13 protein-coding genes are annotated in these 21,695 nt (G+C 61.0%); 6 read left to right on the top strand and 7 right to left on the bottom strand.

Annotated elements, in window-relative coordinates:
- Window positions 1-29: 29 nt before the first annotated feature.
- The 3 genes from dnaK (at window position 30) to AMM41_RS09030 (ending at window position 5,353) form a co-directional block, all read left to right on the top strand.
- On the top strand, window positions 30-1,955 hold the full coding sequence (gene dnaK, locus AMM41_RS09040; protein ID WP_089956559.1) for a molecular chaperone DnaK: 1,926 nt from the start codon (window positions 30-32) through the stop codon (window positions 1,953-1,955).
- Window positions 1,956-2,057: 102 nt separating this feature from the next.
- On the top strand, window positions 2,058-3,200 hold the full coding sequence (gene dnaJ, locus AMM41_RS09035; RefSeq protein ID WP_089956556.1) for a molecular chaperone DnaJ: 1,143 nt from the start codon (window positions 2,058-2,060) through the stop codon (window positions 3,198-3,200).
- 788 nt (window positions 3,201-3,988) lie between these two features.
- The gene (locus AMM41_RS09030) at window positions 3,989-5,353 is read left to right on the top strand and encodes an MBL fold metallo-hydrolase RNA specificity domain-containing protein (protein ID WP_089956988.1); all 1,365 of its coding nucleotides are present in this window, start codon (window positions 3,989-3,991) and stop codon (window positions 5,351-5,353) included.
- A 454-nt stretch (window positions 5,354-5,807) separates the two neighbouring features.
- On the opposite strand, the gene AMM41_RS09025 is transcribed toward AMM41_RS09030, so the two are convergent.
- Together AMM41_RS09025 and AMM41_RS09020 are read right to left on the bottom strand one after the other, a co-directional pair.
- The gene (locus AMM41_RS09025; protein ID WP_089956553.1) at window positions 5,808-6,272 is read right to left on the bottom strand and encodes a cyanophycin metabolism-associated DUF1854 family protein; all 465 of its coding nucleotides are present in this window, start codon (window positions 6,270-6,272) and stop codon (window positions 5,808-5,810) included.
- Window positions 6,269-8,578, bottom strand: coding sequence for a cyanophycin metabolism-associated ABC transporter (locus AMM41_RS09020; protein ID WP_089956985.1), 2,310 nt, complete (start codon window positions 8,576-8,578; stop codon window positions 6,269-6,271). Before AMM41_RS09020 ends, AMM41_RS09025 begins: the two co-directional genes overlap by 4 nt.
- A gap of 190 nt (window positions 8,579-8,768) precedes the next feature.
- Between AMM41_RS09020 and cphA (AMM41_RS09015) the strand changes: the two genes are divergently transcribed.
- Window positions 8,769-10,943, top strand: coding sequence for a cyanophycin synthetase (cphA, locus tag AMM41_RS09015; protein ID WP_089956551.1), 2,175 nt, complete (start codon window positions 8,769-8,771; stop codon window positions 10,941-10,943).
- Between the two features lie 31 nt (window positions 10,944-10,974).
- The gene (cphA, locus tag AMM41_RS09010; RefSeq protein ID WP_089956548.1) at window positions 10,975-13,551 is read left to right on the top strand and encodes a cyanophycin synthetase; all 2,577 of its coding nucleotides are present in this window, start codon (window positions 10,975-10,977) and stop codon (window positions 13,549-13,551) included.
- Window positions 13,552-14,125: 574 nt separating this feature from the next.
- On the opposite strand, the gene AMM41_RS09000 is transcribed toward cphA (AMM41_RS09010), so the two are convergent.
- From AMM41_RS09000 to AMM41_RS08980, 5 genes are all read right to left on the bottom strand, one after another.
- Window positions 14,126-15,349, bottom strand: a complete 1,224-nt coding sequence (locus AMM41_RS09000) for an acyltransferase family protein (RefSeq protein ID WP_089956542.1) — start codon at window positions 15,347-15,349, stop codon at window positions 14,126-14,128.
- 23 nt (window positions 15,350-15,372) lie between these two features.
- Complete coding sequence (locus AMM41_RS08995; RefSeq protein ID WP_089956541.1) at window positions 15,373-16,326, bottom strand: NAD(P)H-dependent flavin oxidoreductase; 954 nt, start codon at window positions 16,324-16,326, stop codon at window positions 15,373-15,375.
- A gap of 365 nt (window positions 16,327-16,691) precedes the next feature.
- The gene (locus tag AMM41_RS08990) at window positions 16,692-18,482 is read right to left on the bottom strand and encodes an acyl-CoA dehydrogenase (RefSeq protein ID WP_089956538.1); all 1,791 of its coding nucleotides are present in this window, start codon (window positions 18,480-18,482) and stop codon (window positions 16,692-16,694) included.
- Between the two features lie 75 nt (window positions 18,483-18,557).
- Entirely contained in the window at window positions 18,558-19,490 is a 933-nt protein-coding gene (locus AMM41_RS08985) for an electron transfer flavoprotein subunit alpha/FixB family protein (RefSeq protein WP_089956982.1), read from the bottom strand.
- Window positions 19,491-19,618: 128 nt separating this feature from the next.
- Entirely contained in the window at window positions 19,619-20,374 is a 756-nt protein-coding gene (locus tag AMM41_RS08980; RefSeq protein WP_089956535.1) for an electron transfer flavoprotein subunit beta/FixA family protein, read from the bottom strand.
- 282 nt (window positions 20,375-20,656) lie between these two features.
- Between AMM41_RS08980 and AMM41_RS08975 the strand changes: the two genes are divergently transcribed.
- Window positions 20,657-21,679, top strand: a complete 1,023-nt coding sequence (locus AMM41_RS08975) for a TRAP transporter substrate-binding protein (protein ID WP_089956533.1) — start codon at window positions 20,657-20,659, stop codon at window positions 21,677-21,679.
- Window positions 21,680-21,695 lie beyond the last annotated feature (16 nt).

Genomic DNA, 21,695 nt, shown 5'->3' with positions numbered 1-21,695 from the left:
GCACTTTTCAACAATTTCGGAGTATCAAAATGGGAAGAATCATCGGTATTGACTTGGGCACCACCAACTCGTGCGTGGCCATCATGGAAGGCAACACGACCAAAGTGATCGAGAACGCCGAAGGCGCTCGCACCACCCCGTCGATCATTGCTTACCAAGAAGACGGCGAAATTTTGGTCGGCGCATCGGCCAAGCGCCAAGCGGTCACCAACCCCAAGAACACGCTGTATGCGGTCAAGCGCTTGATCGGCCGCAAGTTCGCCGAAAAAGAAGTCCAAAAAGACATCGACCTGATGCCCTACACCATCGCCAAAGCCGACAACGGCGATGCGTGGGTGGAAGTGCGCGGCAACAAATTGGCTCCTCCTCAAATCAGCGCTGAAATTCTGCGCAAGATGAAGAAAACCGCCGAAGACTACCTCGGCGAAGAAGTGACCGAGGCCGTGATCACGGTGCCCGCTTACTTCAACGACGCCCAGCGTCAGGCCACCAAAGACGCAGGCCGCATTGCCGGTCTGGACGTCAAGCGCATCATCAACGAGCCCACCGCTGCAGCCTTGGCCTTTGGCCTGGACAAGCAAGAAAAGGGCGACCGCAAGATCGCTGTGTATGACCTGGGTGGCGGCACGTTCGACGTGTCCATCATCGAGATCGCCGATGTGGACGGCGAAAAGCAGTTCGAAGTGCTGTCCACCAACGGTGACACTTTCCTGGGCGGCGAAGACTTTGACCAGCGCATCATCGACTTCATCATCACCGAGTTCAAGAAAGAATCCGGCGTCGATCTGGCCAAAGACGTGTTGGCCTTGCAGCGCCTGAAAGAAGCCGCTGAAAAGGCCAAGATCGAGCTGTCCAGCTCGGCTTCGACCGACGTGAACCTGCCTTACATCACGGCCGATGCCACTGGCCCCAAGCACTTGAACGTCAAGCTGACCCGCGCCAAGCTGGAGCAGTTGGTGGAAGAGTTGATCGAGCGCACCATCGCCCCTTGCCGCATGGCGATCAAGGACGCGGGCGTGTCGGTCGGTGAGATCGACGACATCATCTTGGTCGGCGGCATGTCCCGCATGCCCAAGGTGCAAGAGAAGGTCAAAGAGTTCTTTGGCAAAGAGCCGCGCAAGGACGTGAACCCCGACGAAGCCGTGGCCGTGGGCGCTGCGATTCAAGGTCAAGTGTTGTCGGGCGACCGCACCGACGTGCTGCTGCTCGACGTCACACCTTTGTCCCTGGGCATCGAGACCATGGGCGGCGTGATGACCAAGATGATCACCAAGAACACCACCATCCCGACCAAGTTTGCACAGACTTTCTCGACCGCTGAAGACAACCAGCCGGCCGTGACGATCAAGGTGTTCCAAGGTGAGCGCGAAATCGCCAGTGGCAACAAGGCTCTGGGCGAATTCAACCTCGAAGGCATTCCACCCGCAGCGCGTGGCACACCCCAGATCGAAGTGTCTTTTGACATCGACGCCAACGGCATCTTGCACGTGGGCGCCAAAGACAAAGGCACCGGCAAAGAAAACAAGATCACCATCAAGGCCAACTCGGGTCTGTCGGAAGCCGAAATTCAGCAAATGGTGAAAGACGCCGAACTGAACGCCGAAGAAGACAAGAAAAAGCTCGAACTCGTGCAAGCCCGCAATGCTGGCGAAGCCGCTGTGCACAGCGTGAAAAAGAGCCTGACCGAGCACGGCGACAAGATCGAAGCGGCCGAAAAAGAAGCCATCGAAGCGGCCACCAAGGCGCTGGAAGAAGTTTTGAAGGGCGAAGACAAAGCCGACATCGAAGCCAAAACCGAAGCCCTGATGACCGCCAGCCAGAAGCTGGGCGAAAAGGTGTATGCCGACATGCAGGCTCAGCAAGCCGCTGCCGGTGCTGCAGCCGGCGGTGCCGATGCCAAGCCACAAGACGACAACGTGGTGGACGCGGAAGTCAAGGAAGTCAAAAAGGGCTAAGACCCACCCCTCTGCGGCCTCGCCGCAGTTCCGCCGCGCAAGCTGATTCAGCCCCCTGAATCGCCTTCGCGGCGTTCTTGTTCTAACGGTTGGATTTGCCCCATGGCGACAAAACGAGATTTTTACGAAGTGCTGGGCGTTGCCAAAAACGCCTCAGACGAAGACATCAAAAAGGCTTATCGCAAGCTGGCGATGAAGTACCACCCTGACCGCAACCAGGGGGACGACGCCAAAGCCAAGGAAGCCGAGGCCAAATTCAAGGAAGGCAAGGAAGCCTACGAGATGCTGTCGGACGCGCAAAAACGCGCGGCTTACGACCAGCATGGCCACGCGGGTGTAGACCCCAATATGCGCGGCGGTGCCGAGGGCTTTGGTGGCTTTGGTGATGCCTTTGGCGACATCTTTGGTGACATCTTTGGCGGCCAGGGCCGCGGCGGACGCGGCGGTGGACGCCAAGTCTTCCGGGGTGCCGACCTCAGCTACGCGATGGAGATCACGCTCGAAGAAGCAGCTGGCGGCAAGGACTCGCAGCTGCGCATCCCCAGCTGGGACGAGTGCGACACCTGCCACGGCAGCGGTGCCAAGCCTGGCACCAGCGCCAAAACTTGCTCGACCTGCCACGGCCAGGGCCAAGTGCAAATGCGCCAAGGCTTTTTCAGCGTGCAGCAAACCTGCCCCAATTGCCGTGGCACGGGCAAGATCATTCCCGACCCCTGCGGCACTTGCCATGGGCAAGGCAAGGTCAAAAAGCAAAAGACGCTGGAAGTCAAAATCCCGGCCGGCATCGACGACGGCATGCGCATCCGCAGCGCGGGCAACGGCGAGCCCGGCACCAATGGCGGGCCACCGGGCGATTTGTTCATCGAGATTCGCCTGAAAAAGCACGACATCTTTGAACGCGATGGCGACGACCTGCACTGCGCCGTGCCGATCAGCTTTTCCAAAGCGGCTTTGGGCGGCGAGATCGAAGTGCCCACACTGGGCGGCAAAGCGGCCATCGACATCCCCGAAGGCACCCAGACGGGCAAGCAGTTCCGCTTGCGCGGCAAGGGCATCAAAGGCGTGCGCGGCAGCTACCCGGGCGATCTGTATTGCCACATCACGGTGGAGACACCCGTCAAACTCACCGAGCACCAGAAAAAATTGCTCAAGGAGTTTGAAGAGTCTCTGACCAAGGGCGGCGGCAAACACCAACCGAGCGGTGAAACCTGGACTGACAAGCTCAAGGGCTTTTTCGGGGGCTGAGGGTTGAGGTCGGCGGCTTCAGCCCCGACATGAACGCCCTCTTGCCAATACCATCGCTAAGAGAGCCCCGCCCCCGGGGCGATGGGTGCTGGTCTGCAAGGGTCCATCGCGACGAGGGCGTCGCTCCTACAGGGACAATGCCCTGCATTTTGTGGGAGCCCCGCCCTCGGGGCGATGGGTGGTGGTCTGCAAAGGGTCCATCGCGACGAGGGCGTCGCTCCTACAGGGACAAGCCCTGCATTTTGTGGGAGCCCCGCCCTCGGGGCGATGGGTGGTGGTCTGCAAGGGTCCATCGCGACGAGGGCGTCGCTCCTACAGGGACAAGCCCTGCATTTTGTGGGAGCCCCGCCCTCGGGGCGATGGGTGGTGGACTGCAAGGGTCACTCGCGACGAGGGCGTCGCTCCTACGGGGACAATGCCCTGCGTTTTGTGGGAGCCCCGCCCTCGGGGCGATGGGTGGTGGTCTGCAAGGGTCCATCGCGACGAGGGCGTCGCGCCTACAGGGACAATGCCCTACGTTTTGTGGGAGCCCCCCACTCGGGGCGATGGGTGGTGGTCTGCAAGGGTCCATCGCGACAAAGGCGTCGCTCCACAATGCCCTGCATTTTGTGGGAGCCCCGCCCTCGGGGCGATGGGTTGTGGACTGGGAAGCTGGGGGCGTGGGCACTGCTACAAAAAAGCGGTCATGCAAACTTCATCGGGCCGGTGGCTGAGCGACCCGAACGAATCGAAGGGTTGTTTGACTTGCGTCAAACAACCTTTTTTCGTGACAGGGCAGCATGGAAGGCATGAGCGCATCCATCACATTCCTTGGCGGAGCCGATACCGTCACTGGCTCCAAATACCTGATCGAACACAATCAAAAACGGCTGCTGGTCGATTGCGGCTTGTTTCAGGGCTACAAACAACTGCGCTTGCGCAACTGGAATCCCCTGCCCGTCAACCCAGCGCACATCGATGCGGTGGTGCTGACCCATGCGCATCTGGACCACAGCGGTTACTTGCCATTGCTGGTCAAACATGGCTTTCAGGGGCGAGTGCATGCCACCTCCGCCACTTGCGATTTGGCCAGCATTTTGTTGCCCGACAGTGGTCACATTCAGGAAGAGGACGCATTTTTTGCCAATCGACACGGTTTTTCCAAACATGCTCCAGCCCTGCCGCTGTACACCAAACAAGAGGCCGTGGCCAGCTTGAAGCTATTGCACGCAGAAAAACAAGGCCAGTGGTTAGAACCGATCGCGGGATGGAAAGCGCGATTTCAGCCTGCAGGGCACATTTTGGGTGCGGCCAGTTTGCTGCTGGATGTGGGAGGACGACGGGTCTTGTTTTCCGGCGACTTGGGGCGGCCTGACGACCCACTGATGAACCCGCCCGAGCCGCCACCTCAGGCCGATACGGTGTTGATCGAGTCCACTTATGGGGACCGCCAACACCCCAAAGAAAACGTCTTCAATGAACTCGGGCCACTGCTGAAAAAACTGGCCGCTCGCGGCGGTGTGGCCGTGGTGCCTGTGTTTGCAGTAGGCCGGGCGCAGGCCGTGCTGCACACCATTGCACAGCTCAAAGCGGCGGGGGAAATTCCGCACAGCTTGCCCATTTTTCTGGACAGCCCCATGGCCATCCACACCACGGCTTTGTTTGAAAGGCATCCGGGTGAGCACCGTTTGAGCCCACAAGAGGTGCGCAGCATGGACCATGCGGCCACCATGTTGGAGACCCCTGAGCAGTCCAAGTCATTGGCAAGGCGGCATGGTCCTATGGTGATTTTGGCGGCCAGCGGCATGGCCACCGGGGGGCGGGTGTTGCACCATTTGGCGCAATACGCGGGTGACCACCGAAACATGATCATTTTGACGGGCTACCAAGCCCCCGGGACGCGAGGCGCAGCGCTGGCCAGTGGCCGCAACACGGTGCGCATTCATGCACAAGACGTGCCGGTGCGTGCAGAGGTGGTGCAAATCGAATCGGCCTCGGCCCATGCCGATGCCAACCAGTTGCTCAGTTGGTTACACAAGATGCCCAGTGCACCCGGTCAGGTGTTTGTGGTGCACGGGGAGCGCGAAGCGTCCGACATGCTGCGCCAGCGCATCGAACACGAGATCAAGTGGCGGGCCTTGGTGCCCGAGCAGGGTTCGGTCTGGCCTTTGTAAACGACAACTTGAGGGGCCCACCGGAATCTCCGTTGTCTGCGAGGCTTATCGCGACGGGGGCGTCGCTCCTACAGGGGGATGCCCTGCATTTTGTAGGAGCCCCGCCCTCGGGGCGATTCTTTGTGGTCTGCAAGGGTTTTCGCGACCGGGGCGTCGCGCCTACAGGGGGATGCCCTGCATTTTGTAGGAGCCCCGCCCTCGGGGCGATGCTTGGTGGTCCGCGAGGGTTTTCGCGACGGGGGCGTCGCTCCTACAGGGGGATGCCCTGCATTTTGTAGGAGCCCCGCCCTCGGGGCGATGCTTGGTGGTCCGCGAGGGTTTTCGCGACGGGGGCGTCGCTCCTACAGGGGGATGCCCTGCATTTTGTGGGAGCCCCGCCCTCGGGGCGATGGGTGGTGGTCTGCGAGGCTTGATCGCGACGGGGGCGTCGCACCTACGGGGGAAGTACGTGGGATTACAAGAAGCGGTCGAGCAGTTTGCGCGAGTGTTTGTCCATGGCGGCCATGTCGCGGATCATGTATTGCACGCCATCGGCGTCGTTGATGAGCAGCACGGTGCCGGTCAGGCGCCGGATGTCTTCTTCGCCTTTGAGCATGAATTGGGTGCTGCCCCGGTCGGTGCGCACGCGCCAGGTGCTGGGGGTGGCAAAGCTGCTCACGTCTTCGAGTTGCAAAATTTCGGGCAAAAATTCGCGCTCGTTCAGGGCCTGCAAAACCTGCTGACGCAGGCTGGCGGGCAAGGCCGAGAGGTTTTCAATCCAGAGCACTTCGTGGCCATCGGCGTCCATGAGGGCCACGCCCGCATCGGGGGCAGACACCGGGTAGGCACGCAAAGCGGTGATGGGGCTTTGGCGGGTGCCGTCGGGCAGCACCAGCACCCAGTGGCCGAAGGCGTCGCGTTCAAAGTCAAAGGGGTTCATGCGCTCACCTTTTGCAGTGGGGTCTCAAGGCTGCTGCCCAACACGGCTTCGGCTTCGGCCTGGCGTTGCTGGGCTTCGTACAAGCGCCAGTAGGCGCCTTGCGCTTCAATCAGCGCGTCGTGGGTGCCCTCTTCCACCACCACGCCTTTGTCCATGACCACCAGGCGGTCGGCTTTGCGCAGGGTGGACAGGCGGTGGGCAATGGCAATGGTGGTGCGTCCGCGCACGAGGTTGTCCAGGGCGCGTTGGATTTCTTTTTCGGTTTCGGTGTCGACCGCCGAGGTGGCTTCGTCCAAAATCAAAATTCGCGGGTTGATGAGCAAGGCACGGGCGATCGAGATGCGTTGGCGCTCACCCCCTGACAGGCCCTGCCCCCGTTCGCCCACCAGGGAGTCGTAGCCTTGGGGCATGCGCAAAATGAACTCGTGGGCATGGGCCGCGCGGGCCGCGGCAACAATTTCTTCGCGGGTGGCTTCGGGCTTGCCGTAGGCAATGTTGTCGGCAATGGTGCCAAAGAACAAAAAGGGCTCTTGCAGCACCAGGCCAATTTGGCGTCGGTAGTCGGCCACTTTGAGTTGCCGGATGTCGGTGCCGTCAAGCTCAATCGCGCCTTCACTCAGGTCGTAAAAGCGGCAGATCAAATTGACCAGCGTGCTTTTGCCCGAGCCGCTGTGGCCCACCAGGCCAATCATCTGGCCAGGCTCGATGTTGAGGTTGAGTTGCCGAATCACGGCCCGGTTGCCATAGCGAAAACCGGCATCGCGCACGGTCAGTCGGCCTTGCACATGGGCGGGCAAGGCTTTCGGCTCTGTGGGCTCGGGCACACTGGAGACGTGGTCGAGGATGTCAAAAATGCGCTTGGCCCCGGACGCTGCCTTTTGGGTGTTGGACACGATGCGGCTCATCGAGTCGAGTCGGCTGTAAAAACGGCCGATGTAGGCCAAAAATGCGGTGAGCACCCCCACGGTGATCTGGTCGTCAGACACCAGCCAGATGCCAAAGCCCCAAACCACCAGCAGACCGATTTCGGTCATCAGCGTCACGGTGGGTGAAAACAGCGACCACACCCGGTTGAGCTTGTCGTTGACTTGCAGGTTGTGGTGGTTGGCGTCTTTGAAGCGCTGGGCTTCACGGTCTTCCTGGGCAAAGGCCTTGACCACCCGGATGCCGGGGATGGTGTCGGTCAGCACATTGGTGACTTCGGCCCAGACGCGGTCGATTTTTTCGAAGCCGGTGCGCAGTTTTTCACGCACCACATGGATGAGCCAGCCAATGAATGGCAAGGGCAACAAGGTGACCAGCGCCAGCGTGGGGTTGATGGTGAACAAGATGACGGCGGTCATCAAGATCATGAGCACGTCGGTGGCAAAGTCCAGCAGGTGCAAGGACAAAAACACGTTGATGCGGTCGGTTTCGCTGCCGATGCGGGCAATCAAATCGCCGGTGCGGCGTTCGCCAAAGTATTCAAGCGAGAGTTTGAGCAGGTGCTCATAGGTGGTGGTGCGCAAGTCGGCCCCAATGCGCTCGGACACCAGCGCCAAAATATAAGTTTTGGCCCAGCCCAAGCCCCAGGCCAGCAAGGCCGATCCCAGCAAACCCATCAGGTACAAGGACACCACCCCGGGGTCGATGGCCTTGCCGTTTTGGTAAGGGATCAGGATGTCGTCCATCAGCGGCATGGTCAGGTAAGGCGGCACCAAGGTGGCCGCTGTGGCCGCCAGCGTGAGCAAAAAACCGGCCAGCAGAGAGCCTTGGTAGGGCCGGGCAAAGCGCCACAACTTGAACAAGGTCCAGGTGGAGGGGGGCACCAGGTCTTCGCGGCTGCACGCGGGGCAGTCGGCGTCGTCTGGCCCCATGACCGTTTGGCACACGGGGCAGACCGCGCTGGACAAGCGGGTTTGCAGGGGGGCACCGTCGGCTGTTTGTGCGTCATGGGTTTGTTGCGCCTCAAACTGGGCCAGCCAGCGGGCCGCCGCAGCTTGCAAACCCAGGGTGAAACGCCAAACGGCCAAACGGCCTTGGGGCTCGGACAAAGCCAGGGTGGCCACACCGGCGTGGTCACTCAATTTGAGCTGCAAAGCAGTCGTTAAGGGCCATTGACGCCAACTTTTTTGCGGGCCGTCAGAAGATAGAACCCGTTGATCGGTCAAAATGATGCCACTTTTGACGAAATTCAGCGATGCATCGAGGTCAACTTCCAGCCAGGCTGTGACGTTTTCTTGGGGTAGAAGCTGGGAAGTCACCTCAGCAACCCAAGCGTCCGGAACCACCGAACGGAGTGAGGCTGAGGAATATGTTGTAGTCATGAAAGTCAAACCGCAATGAACACGGCCAACCAGAGGGTCAGCCGGACAAAAAACCACACAGATTTGGCCAATGCCTTGGCTCAACGACTGCACCCACACCACCCATGTACCCGATGACCCATGCGCTTTGTCAAAGCCAGATGGCCCATGCCGATGACGGTCGGTCATTGTATCGCTGCACACCCCACCCATGAGCGCTCACCACATCCACTTCCTGCGCATGACGCATTTGCGCGGTCCCAACATCTGGACTTACCGTCCGGTGATTGAAGCCTTGATCGACATTGGCGATCTGGAAGACTGCCCCTCCAACACCCTGCCCGGTTTCAACGAGCGCCTGACGGCCTGGTTGCCGGGCTTGATCGAGCACCGCTGCAGTGTGGGCGAGCGCGGTGGCTTTCTCAAGCGACTCGAAGAAGGCACTTGGCCCGGACACGTTTTGGAGCACGTGGCACTGGAGTTGCAAACCCGCGCCGGCATGCAAACCGGTTTTGGCAAGGCCCGCGAAGCCGGTCCCCGTGGTGTTTACAAAGTGGTCATCCGCACTCGGCACGAGGCTGTGAGCCGCGCCGCTTTGCACGCCGGGCGTGACCTGATTTTGGCGGCCATCGATGACCGGCCATTTGATGTGCCTGGTGCCATTGCGCAACTGGCCCAAATGGTCGACAGCCTGTGCATGGGCCCGAGCACGGCCAGCATTGTGGACGCTGCGGCCAACCGTGGCATACCGCACATTCGCCTGAACGATGGCAACTTGGTCCAGCTCGGTTATGGCCACCATCAGCGCCGCATCTGGACGGCCGAGACCGACCGCACCAGCGCGATTGCCGAGGGCATCTCGAAAGACAAAGACCTGACCAAGCAGCTGCTGACCATGTGCGGCGTGCCGGTTCCCGAGGGCCAGATTGTGGACAGCCCGGCCGCCGCATGGGAAGCCGCCCAGGATGTGGGTTTGCCCGTGTGCGTCAAGCCCACCGATGGCAACCATGCGCGTGGCGTTTCGCTGGAATTGAGCCTGCAAGAGGACATCGAAGCGGCTTACGAGATTGCGCTGGCCGAGGGCAGCGAGGTGATTGTGGAGCGCTTTGTGCTGGGCGAAGAACACCGCCTCTTGGTGGTGGGCGAGCAAGTGGTGGCGGCCAACAAGGGCGAGACCGCCAGCGTCATCGGGGATGGCGTGCACACGGTGCGTGAACTGATCGAGTTGCAAATCAATTCAGATCCACGGCGCGGCGAAGAAGAAGACTTTCCGCTCGACACCATCCGGCTGGACGAGCACACCACTTCGGTGCTGGAACTCAAGCGCCAGGGCCTGAACGCCGAGAGCGTGCCCGAAAAGGGTCGCCAAGTTTTGGTCATGCGCACGGGCAATATGTCGATGGATGTGACCGACTTGGTGCACCCCGATGTGGCCGCGCAAGCGGTGCTGGCCGCACGCGTGGTGGGCCTGGACATTGCCGGGGTTGATCTGGTGGCGCAAGACATTGGTAAACCCCTGGGGCCACAAGGCGGTGCCATCGTCGAGGTCAACGCAGGCCCGGGTCTGTTGATGCACCTCAAGCCCGCCACCGGACAAGCGCGACCCGTGGGCCAGGCCATTGCCAACCACCTGTTCCAGCCCGAGCACAACGGGCGCATTCCAGTGGTGGGCATTTTGGGCGACGGTGACACCACCCGAATCGCCAAACTACTGGCTTGGCTGATGCACTTAAAGGGCTGGCACACCGGTTTGTCGTGTGCCGATGGGCTGTTTTTGAACCAGCGCCAGCTGCAAGCCAAAAACGGCATGGATTGGGACGAAGCGCAGCGCTTGCTGATCAACCGGGGCGTTCAGGCGGCCGTGTTTGAGAGCAACGCACGTCATTTGCTGGCCCAAGGCCTGCCCTATGACCGCTGCTTGTTGGGCATTGTGACGGCCATGCCCAGTGCGCAGGGCCTGGACGATCTGTACCCCGGCAGTGATGAAAAAATGCCGTCTTACATTCGCACCCAAGTCGATGTGGTGTTGCCCGAGGGGGCGGCTTTGTTGAACGCAGCCGACCCACAAGTGGCCGCCTTGGCGGCGCATTGCGACGGCAGCGTGATTTTTTATGCCGACGATGAACACAACGAGGTCTTGCAAGCCCATCGCAGTCAGGGCGGGCGCACGGGCTTTTGGCGCGAGGGCCAACTGGTGTTGGCCGAGGGCCGCAAAGAGCACCTGCTTTTGTCGGCCCAAAGGCCAGCCATTGCCCGTTTGCTGAAAAACGACATTTTGCAGGCGCACGACATGCTGGTGGCCGCTTGTGCGGCTTGGGCGCTGGACATTGGCACCGACTTGATTCGGGCCGGCATCAAGAGCTACGGCAACCCTGCTTCGGCCTGAAGCCGCGAACGAACCCCAGGAAAAACAGTTCATGCAAGTCTCCCGTATTCGTGCTTTGCGTGGCCCCAACTTGTGGAGCCGCCACACCGCCATTGAAGCCATCGTCAGCTGCTCGCCCGACGTGCATGGCTTGTCTGCCCAGCACCCCGTCGAACAACAATTGCGCCGCATTTTTCCCGAAGTGGGCCCCTTTGATGGTCAGCGTCCCGGTGAAGCCGTGACCTTGGCACACGCCCTGGAAAAGGTCACCCTGGGGCTGCAAGCGCATGCGGGCTGCCCCGTGTCTTTCAGCCGCACCACCCCCACCGAAGAGCCCGGGGTGTTTCAGGTGGTCATTCAGTACACCGAAGAGGCCGTGGGCCGCTTGGCCCTGAAGCTGGCCGATCAACTGTGCCAAGCGGCCATCCAAGGCCTTGGTTTTGACCTGGAAGGCGCCATCGCGCAGTTGCACGAACTCGATGAAGATGTGCGCCTGGGGCCATCCACCGGGTCCATCGTGGACGCGGCCGTGGCCCGTGGCATTCCCATTCGCCGCCTGACCGACGGCAGCTTGGTGCAGTTTGGCTGGGGGGCCCAGCAGCGGCGCATCCAGGCCGCTGAAACCGACACCACCAGCGCGATTGCCGAATCGATTGCACAAGACAAAGACCTGACCAAGAGCCTCTTGCACGCTGCCGGTGTGCCGGTGCCCATGGGCCGCCCAGCCAAGACCGTGGACGAAGCCTGGGCGATTGCCCTGGAAGTGGGCTTGCCCGTGGTCGTTAAGCCCCAAGACGGCAACCAGGGCAAGGGCGTTTCGGTCAACATCACCGAACGTGCCGCCTTTGACAACGCCTACGCCACGGCCGAGCGCTACGGCACCGTGATGGTGGAAAAGTTCTTGCCCGGACACGACTACCGCCTGCTGGTGGTGGGCAACAAACTGGTGGCTGCAGCCCGGCGTGAACCGCCCTTGGTGGTGGGCGATGGCAAGCACACCGTGCGCCAGCTGGTGGACCAGGTCAACGCCGACCCGCGCCGGGGTGATGGGCATTCGACCTCCTTGACCAAGATTCGTTTTGACGACATCGCCATTGGCCGCTTGCGGGCGCAAGACCTCGAACCCGAATCAGTGCCTGCCAAGGGCCGCCGCGTGATTTTGCGCAACAACGCCAACTTGTCGACCGGCGGCACCGCCACCGATGTGACCGACGACGTGCACCCCGAAGTGGCCGCGCGTGTGGTAGCTGCGGCCCAAATGGTGGGCGTGGACATTTGCGGCGTCGATGTGGTGTGCGAGTCGGTGTCGCGCCCACTCGAAGAGCAAAACGGCGGCATTGTCGAGGTCAACGCTGCGCCGGGTTTGCGCATGCACATCAGCCCCTCGTTTGGCAAAGGCCGGGACGTGGGCAACGCGGTCATTGACCACATGTTTCCCGACGGCGGTAACGGCCGCGTACCGGTGATTGCCGTGACCGGCACCAACGGCAAAACCACCACCGTGCGCCTGACCGCCCACCTGCTCAAGGCCCAGGGCCTGCGTGTGGGCATGACCAACACCGACGGCGTGTACGTCAATGGCCGCCAGACCGATTCGGGCGACTGCAGCGGCCCCCGCAGTGCCCGCAACGTGCTCATGCACCCCGATGTGGATGCGGCCGTGTTCGAAACCGCACGCGGCGGTCTGCTGCGCGAAGGCCTGGCTTTTGACCGTTGCCAAGTGGCCATCGTGACCAACTTGGGTGCGGGTGACCATTTGGGTCTGAACTACATCACCACGCTCGAAGACCTGTTGGTGCTCAAGCGCGTGATTGTGCTGAACGTGGCCCAAAGCGGCATGGCCGTGCTCAATGCCAACGACCCGGCCGTGGTGGCCATGGCGCGGCACTGCCCGGGCGATGTGACGTTCTTTGCGCTCGACGCCAACCACCCCGTGTTGGCCACACACCGGGCGCAGGGCAAACGCGTGGTCTATGTGGAAGACGGCGCCATCGTGGCCCAAAAAGGCAAACAGGTCTTCCGCATTCCTTTGAGCGAAGTGCCCTTGACCCGACAGGGCCAAATCGGATTTCAGACCGAAAACGTGCTGGCTTCAGTGGGCGCGGCCTGGGCGGTGAACGTGCACTGGGATGCGATTGCACAAGGCCTGGCCACCTTCATCAGCGACATTCAGGGTGTGCCCGGGCGCTTTAACGTGTTCGACTACAAAGGCGCGACCCTGATTGCCGATTACGGCCACAACCCCGACGCCATCGCCGCCCTGGTGCAGGCGGTAGACAACATGCCCGCCAAAAAACGGGTGGTGGTGATCAGCGGCGCTGGCGACCGGCGCGACCAGGACATCCGGGACCAGACGCAAATTCTGGGCAAAGCCTTTGACGATGTGTTGCTGTACCAAGACGCCTGCCAGCGTGGCCGCGAAGACGGCGAGGTGCTGGCCTTGCTGCGCGAAGGCTTGCAAGGCGCACTGCGCACCACGCATGTGCAAGACATTCAGGGCGAGTTCAACGCCATCGACATCGCCTTGGCCCGCCTGTCACCCGGCGACCTGTGCCTGATCCTGATCGACCAAGTGGAAGAGGCTTTGGCCTACATCACCGAAAAAGTCAAAGCCAGCACGGCCAGCTGATCCCTGCGCTGTTGGTTTTTTGTAGAAGCCCCGCCCCCGTGGACGATGCATTTCCCATTTGTGGGAGCCCCGCCCCCGGGGCGATGCATTTCCCCTTTGTGGGAGCCCCGCCCCCGGGGCGATGGGTCGTGGTCTGCGAGGCTTTTCGCGACGAGGGCGTCGCTCCTACAGGGGACTTCCCTTGTGGGAGCCCCGCCCTCGGGGCGATGGGTGGTGGTCTGCAAGGCTTGATCGCGACGAGGGCGTCGCTCCTACAGGGGACTTCCCTTGTGGAAGCCCCGCCCCCGGGGCGATGGGTGGTGGTCTGCAAGGCTTGATCGCGACGAGGGCGTCGCTCCTACAGGGGACTGCCCTTGTGGAAGCCCCGCCCCCGGGGCGATGGGTGGTGGTCTGCAAGGCTTGATCGCGACGAGGGCGTCGCTCCTACAGGGGACTTCCCTTGTGGAAGCCCCGCCCCCGGGGCGATGGGTGGTGGTCTGCAAGGCTTGATCGCGACGAGGGCGTCGCTCCTACAGGGGACTTCCCTTGTGGGAGCCCCGCCCCCGGGGCGATGGGTGGTGGTCTGCGAGGGTGATCAAGGCTTGGCCAAAGCTACACTGGCGATGAACAGACCCGTCCACACCCACCATCGCCCCCAAGTAGGTGCATGCCGCTCCACCCCGTAGTAGAGCCCTGCGCCCATGAGCAAAGACAAGGTCAGTGATGCCAACATGCCCAAAGCGTTGGCCCACAGCACCCCAGGCCACAGCGCCGTGACCCCTGCACTGACGGCCAAGCTCACCCCAAAATGGATCAAAAACACCGAATAAGACACGGTGGACAGCCACACCACGGCACGACCCAACCAGGCCAGTCCGGGCCGTCTGGCTGACAGTTCTTGGAGAGCTTGACCCGACAAGATGGCCGCAGGCACGGCCATCAACACAGCCGACACGGCAAAGGCGAGCCCCATTCGCAAGCGAGGCCCCATCACCCACGCCACAACGCCCATGGCCAAAAAAATCACCCAGATGACCCTGCGCTGAGTGTGTGCAGGGGGTTGTGAATCGGTCTCGGGCCAAGGGCGATGAAGTGACTGACGAGCCTCCCAAGCCAGCAAGCCCAGGCCATAAGAGCCAAAGAAGTAAATGCCGTGGTCGTCCAAATCGGTGTGCAGGTTCCACCACCACCACGACGCGCAGGTCAAGCCCAACCACACGGCCCTGCGCAAGGCATGCACCGAAGGCGTCCCCCACGTCAGAGGCCAAAACTTCAGGGCCACCACACTGAGCAAGGTCATGGCGTACAACTGAAAGTCAATCGCCACGTACCAAATGCCCGCCGACAAAGCCTCCATGTCCAGCACATGCTGCAACAGTGCAAGGTGTGCCAAGGCCTGCCCCCAAGCCGGAGGGGCTGACAAACTGGCATGTTGAAATTCAGGTCGCACCCATTCTGTGACCAACACAGTGAAACTGAACGCCGCCAGCAAGGGAATGGCCAAGCGCAAATAGCGCTGCACCACCAGCCTCAAAGCCGCGGGCAGCGCCAGCGATTCCAGTCGCGCCAAACTGCTGGCCGTCAAAAATCCCGCACACACCAAAAACAACTGCACGGCCAAGCGGCCATGGTCATACAGCCAACTCACCAGCGCAGGCCAAGCACGGGCCACCACGTCCGACATGGGGCCATAAAAAGCCATGTGGTGCAAAACGATCAAGAGGCAACCGACGGCCTTGAACGTGTCGATCAAAAAAGAGCGCCCCGTAGGGCGCTGAGTTGCGGTGCTGGACACCGCGTGGGTTTGGGCGTCTGGCAAAGCTCAGCCTTGCACCAGGGCCATCAGAGTGCCAAGCGGACGCGAGCAGCTTGGTACTGCGCCTTGAACTGGGCCACCAGATCGGCCGTGCTTTGAACCGACTGGATCGCGCCAATGCCCTGACCACAGCCCCAGATGTCTTTCCAGGCTTTTTTGGCGTCACCACCAAAGTTCATCTTGCTGGGGTCGGACTCGGGCAAGTTCTCGGGGTCCAGGCCCGCTGCGCGAATCGACGGGGCCAGGTAGTTGCCGTGCACGCCGGTGAACAAGTTGCTCAAGACGATGTCGTCAGAGTCGCAGTCGACAATGGCTTGTTTGTACGCCTCGGCCGCACGCGCTTCGTGCGTGGCGATGAAGGCCGAGCCGATGTAGGCAAAGTCCGCGCCCATGGCCTGGGCCGCCAAAATCGCATCGCCCGTGGCGATCGAACCGGACAAGGCCACCGGGCCATCGAACCATTGACGAATTTCCTGAATCAAAGCGAACGGGCTTTTGACACCCGCATGGCCACCAGCACCTGCGGCCACGGCGATCAAGCCATCCGCACCTTTTTCAATCGCTTTGTGCGCGTGTTTGTTGTTGATGATGTCGTGCAACACCACGCCGCCGTAGCTGTGCGCGGCTTCGTTGATTTCTTCGCGAGCGCCCAGCGAGGTGATGATGATCGGCACCTTGTATTTCACGCACATGGCCATGTCGTGCTCCAACCGGTCGTTGCTCTTGTGCACGATCTGGTTGATGGCAAAGGGCGCTGCGGGCTTGTCGGGGTTGGCGGCGTTGTAAGCGGCCAAGGTCTCGGTGATCTCGATCAACCACTCTTCGAGTTGCGCAGCAGGGCGGGCGTTCAAAGCGGGCATGGAGCCGACAATGCCCGCCTTGCACTGCTCAATGACCAGCTTGGGGTTGCTGATGATGAACAAAGGTGAAGCGATGGCAGGGAAAGGCAGGTTCGCCAGAACCGGGGGCAACTTGGACATGAAGTCTCCTGAAAAAAATATCGGTCTATTGTGAGAGAACAAAGGCATCAAACGGTGTCGGCGCGGCGACAAGTCGGCAATCAGCGCCCTCGCTGCGATGGAGCCTTGCAGAGCACCCCCCATCGCCCCGAGGGCGGGGCTCCTACAAAGAGACTGTTGCGTGCACGCATTGTTTGTAGGAGCGGCGCCCTCGCAGCGATGGAGCCCTGCAGAGCATCGCCCTATCGCCCCGAGGGCGGGGCTCCTACACAAATCCTGTTCCATGAACGCATTTTTGTAGGAGCGGCGCCCTCGCCGCGATGGAGCCTTGCAGAGCATCCCCCATCGCCCCAAGGGCGGGGCTGCTGCACAGATACGGCCCGGGATCAGAACGCGTCGAGCGCCATCGCGGTCACGCTGCCCGCGCCTTCGACAATGCTGTCGCGGATGCCTGGAGCTTTGGACAGGATGTGGTCGGCGTAGAAACGCGCGGTGGTCACCTTGGCGGCCATGAAGGCGGCGTCTTGGGCTTGTGCTTCGGGTGTCAGGGCCACCAGCAAGGCGCGGCCCAATTGCCAGCCCGCCATCAGGTTACCGGCCAACATGAGGTAAGGCACGCTGCCAGCGAACACGTCGTTGGGGTGAGCCTTGGTGTTGCCCGCCACAAACTCGACCACGTCCACAAAAGCTTCGCGGGCGGCTTTGAGGCGACGGGCCACGGCCTGTGCATCGGCGTTGCCAGAAGCGGCCAATTCGCTTTCGGTCTGCGCCACTTGCGCGGCCAAGGCCTTGGCGGTCTGGCCACCGTCGCGGGCGGTCTTGCGGCCGACCAGGTCGTTGGCCTGGATGGCGGTCGTGCCTTCGTAAATCGTCAAAATTTTGGCGTCGCGGTAGTACTGCGCAGCACCAGTTTCTTCGATGAAGCCCATGCCGCCGTGCACTTGCACGCCCAAGCTGGTGACTTCCAGGCTCATCTCGGTGCTGTAGCCCTTGACCAGCGGCACCATGAATTCGTAAAACGCCAAGTTTTGCTTGCGCACATCGACATCGGGGTGGTGGTGCGAAGCGTCATACGCAGCAGCAGCAGTGGCGGCCATGGCACGGCAGCCTTCGGTGTAAGCACGCATGGTCATCAGCATGCGGCGCACATCGGGGTGGTGAATGATGGGGCCAGCAGCGGGCAAGCTGCCGTCCACTGGGCGGCTTTGCACGCGGTCACGGGCGTACTGCACAGCACGCTGGTAAGAGCGCTCGGCAATCGCGATGCCCTGCACACCCACGGCGTAGCGGGCGGCGTTCATCATGATGAACATGTATTCGAGGCCGCGGTTTTCCTGACCCACCAAAAAGCCCACGCCGCCACCGTGGTCGCCGAACTGCAGCACGGCTGTGGGGCTGGCCTTGATGCCCATCTTGTGTTCGATGCTCACGCAGTGCACGTCGTTGCGATCGCCCAATGAACCATCGGCCTTGACCATGAATTTGGGCACCACGAACAGGCTGATGCCTTTGACACCTTCGGGTGCGCCCACCACACGGGCCAGCACCAGGTGCACGATGTTCTCGGCCATGTCGTGCTCACCGTAGGTGATGTAGATCTTGGTGCCGAAGATTTTGTAGGTGCCATCGGGCTGGGGCTCGGCGCGGGTACGCACAGCGGCCAGGTCCGAGCCGGCTTGTGGCTCGGTCAGGTTCATTGTGCCGGTCCACTGGCCGGAGATCAACTTTTCCAAGTAAGTGGCTTTGAGCTCGTCCGAACCTGCGGTGAGCAAGGCTTCGATCGCGCCGTCGGTGAGCAAGGGGCACAGCGCAAAAGCCATGTTGGCCGAGTTGAGCATTTCGCCGCAAGCCGCGCCAATGGTTTTGGGCAGGCCCTGGCCACCAAAGTCGGCGGGGTGCTGCAGGCCCTGCCAGCCGCCTTCGGCGTACTGCTGATAAGCCTCTTTGAAGCCGGGCGTGGTGGTGACGCCACTGCCGTTGTGGAAGGACGGGTTCTTGTCGCCTTCCCAGTTCAGGGGCGAGATCACATCCTGGTTGAGCTTGGCGCACTCCTCGAGCACGGCTTGGGCGGTTTCCAGGCCCGCGTCTTCAAAACCGGGAATCTGGGCGATCTGGTCAATGCGGGCCAAATGCTCGATGTTGAAAAGCATGTCCTTGAGGGGGGCGATGTAGCTCATGAAAGTCTCCAGTCAGTCGGGGTTCAGGTACAAAAAAGACCTCTCGCGGAGGCCTTTTTTGCAGGGGTCAATGGGTCACAGTGCGTTGGTCAATTCAGGCACGGCGGCAAACAAATCGGCTTCGAGGCCAAAGTCCGCCACGCTAAAAATGGGGGCTTCAGGGTCCTTGTTGATCGCCACGATCACCTTGGAGTCCTTCATGCCCGCCAAGTGCTGGATCGCACCCGAGATGCCGCAAGCGACATACAGCTGAGGCGCCACGATCTTGCCGGTCTGGCCCACTTGCAGGTCGTTGGCGGCATAACCGGCATCGACTGCTGCGCGGCTGGCACCGATGGCAGCGCCCAGCTTGTCGGCCAAGGGCGTCATCACTTCGTTGAACTTCTCCGAGCTGCCCAAAGCGCGGCCACCCGACACAATGATCTTGGCAGCGGTCAGTTCGGGGCGGTCGTTTTTGGCGATTTCGCTGCGTGTGAAGCTGCTCTTGCCGCTGTCGGCTTGGGCTGCGGCGCTTTCCACGGCGGCACTGCCACCCGAGGCAGCTGCGGCGTCAAAGCCGGTGGTGCGCACGGTGATGACTTTGGTGCCGTCGGTGCTTTGCACGGTGGCGATGGCGTTGCCCGCGTAGATCGGGCGCTCGAAGGTGTCGGCCGACATGACTTGCGTCACATCGCTGATTTGCGCCACATCGAGCTTGGCTGCCACGCGGGGGGCGACGTTCTTGCCCGCAGCGGTCGCGGGGAACAAGATGTGGCTGTAATTGGCGGCGATGGCCAGCACTTGGGCGGCCACGTTTTCGGCCAGGCCGTGCGCCAGCGCTTCGCTGTCGGCGTGGATCACTTTGGACACGCCCGCAATTAGTGCGGCAGCCGCTGCTGCAGCACCTGCGTTGTGTCCAGCGACCAGCACATGCACATCACCGCCGCAAGCGGCAGCAGCGGTCACGGTGTTCAGGGTCGCGCCTTTGATGGAGGCGTTGTCGTGTTCTGCAATGACGAGAGAAGTCATGGTTTGTCCTTTGTTTTTTTGCAGGTGCTCCAGCCTTTGGGCGATGGGTGGTTTGGGCACATGGCCTGAGTCAATCGGTATCGCTCAACACACCATCGCCCACGGGGTGGGCTCCTACAGGAAGATGTTCAGATGACCTTGGCCACGTTCTTGAGCTTGTCCACCAGGGTGGCGACATCGGGCACCTTGATGCCGGCGCTGCGTTTGGCAGGCTCCATCACCTTGAGGGTCTTGATGCGGGGGGCCACATCCACGCCCAAATCTTCTGGCTTGAAGTTGTCGAGCTGCTTTTTCTTGGCCTTCATGATGTTGGGCAGCGTCACATAACGCGGCTCGTTCAGGCGCAAGTCGGTGGTCACCACCGCAGGCAAGCTGACACTCAGCACTTCCAAGCCACCGTCAATCTCGCGGGTCACTTGGGCCTTGCCGTCCACGATCTCGATCTTGGAGGCGAATGTGGCTTGGGGCAGATCGGCCAAAGCGGCCAGCATCTGGCCCGTCTGGTTGCAGTCGTCGTCAATGGCTTGTTTGCCCAAAATGATCAGACCGGGTTGCTCTTTGTCGACCAGTGCCTTGAGCAGTTTGGCCACGGCCAGGGGCTGCAAGTCCAGATCGGCGGGTGTCTCCACCAGAATGCCACGATCGGCACCAATGGCCATGGCGGTGCGCAAGGTTTCCTGGCACTGGGCCACACCACAAGACACAGCGATGACTTCGGTGGCAAAACCTTTTTCTTTCAGGCGCACGGCTTCTTCAACGGCGATCTCGTCAAAGGGGTTCATGCTCATCTTGACGTTGGCAATGTCCACGCCCGAACCATCGGACTTGACGCGCACTTTGACGTTGTAGTCCACAACCCGCTTGACGGGAACGAGAATTTTCATGAAAGTTTCTCCGATTGAAATCAAAACCCAAGCGCATTCAAGTCCGGTAGCGCCATTGACGTAACGTCAACGTCAATTGTGCACCAAAACCACTTTTCAAACAGCCTGCACCCCATAAAAAAGCACGGTCGTTCGCAATTTAGACCGACTTTTGCCCGCTTCACCATGTCCGACCCCCGGGAATTCACCGACCAATCGGTCGGGCATTACAGGTTAGGATTCAGGTCAATCTGGCGAGTATCCAGATATTTTGATTTTTTTGTCACTTTGATGGAGAGACGCATGAAAAAAAACCTGACGATGCTGGCCTTGGCCACTTTGACCTGCTGGGGTGGCGCAGTCCAGGCCCAAACCGTGTTGACCGTGTCCAGCTGGGTGCCCCCCACACACGGCCTGACCGTGGCGCAAAAGGAATGGTGTGATGCGCTGACCGCCAAAACCTCCAACCGCGTGCGTTGCAACATCTTGCCCCGTGCGGTCACACCAGCGCCCGGCACCTTTGATGCGGTCAAGAACGGCTTGGTCGACGTTTCTTTCACAGTGCATGGCTACACCCCTGGTCGCTTTGTGTTGACCCAAATGGCGGAGTTTCCATTTTTGGGCGACCGCGCCGAGCCTTTGTCGGTGGCCTTCAACCGCATCGCCAGCAAGCACCCCGAATTCACAGCAGAGCATGCTGGCGTGAAGGTGTTGGGTTACTTCACCCACGGCCCAGGCATTGTGTTCAACACCAAAAAACCGATCACCAAAGTCGAAGACCTGTCGGGTCTGAAGTTCCGGGTCGGCGGTGGCATGGTCAATGAGATCACCAAAACCTTGGACATGAACGTCACCCTCAAACCCGCACCGGACTCTTATGAATTGCTCTCGAGCGGCGTGATGGACGGCACTTTGTTCCCGGCCGAATCCACCGACTCCTTCAAAATTGACAAAATCATCAAACACGCCACCACCTTCCCTGGCGGCCTGTACAACACCAGCTTTGTCTTCATGATGAACCCGGCCAAGTACAACGCTTTGTCGGCCGAAGACAAAAAAGCCGTGGACGAGCTATCAGGTGACGCCGTGGCCAGCCGCTTTGGCAAATCGTGGGACCGTGTGGACGATCTGGCTTTGGCCAACATGCAAAAGAACGGCGTCAAAGTCATCAAGGCAGACAACAGCTTTGTCAGCGGTGTGACGGTGCGAGTGAGCAAACTCGAACGCGATTGGGCTCAAGCGGCCAAGGCCAAGGGCTTGAAAGACCCCTCGGGCATGCTGTCTGATTTCCGTGCGGAAATTGCCAAACTGCAAAAACAAAAATAAACGGTGTGGCCCTTGT

This window comes from Limnohabitans sp. 2KL-3 (assembly GCF_001269405.1).
In the GTDB taxonomy this organism is placed as follows: domain Bacteria; phylum Pseudomonadota; class Gammaproteobacteria; order Burkholderiales; family Burkholderiaceae_C; genus Limnohabitans_A.
Note: the sequence above shows the minus strand (reverse complement) of the source record. Positions and strands in the feature narration are given on the sequence as shown.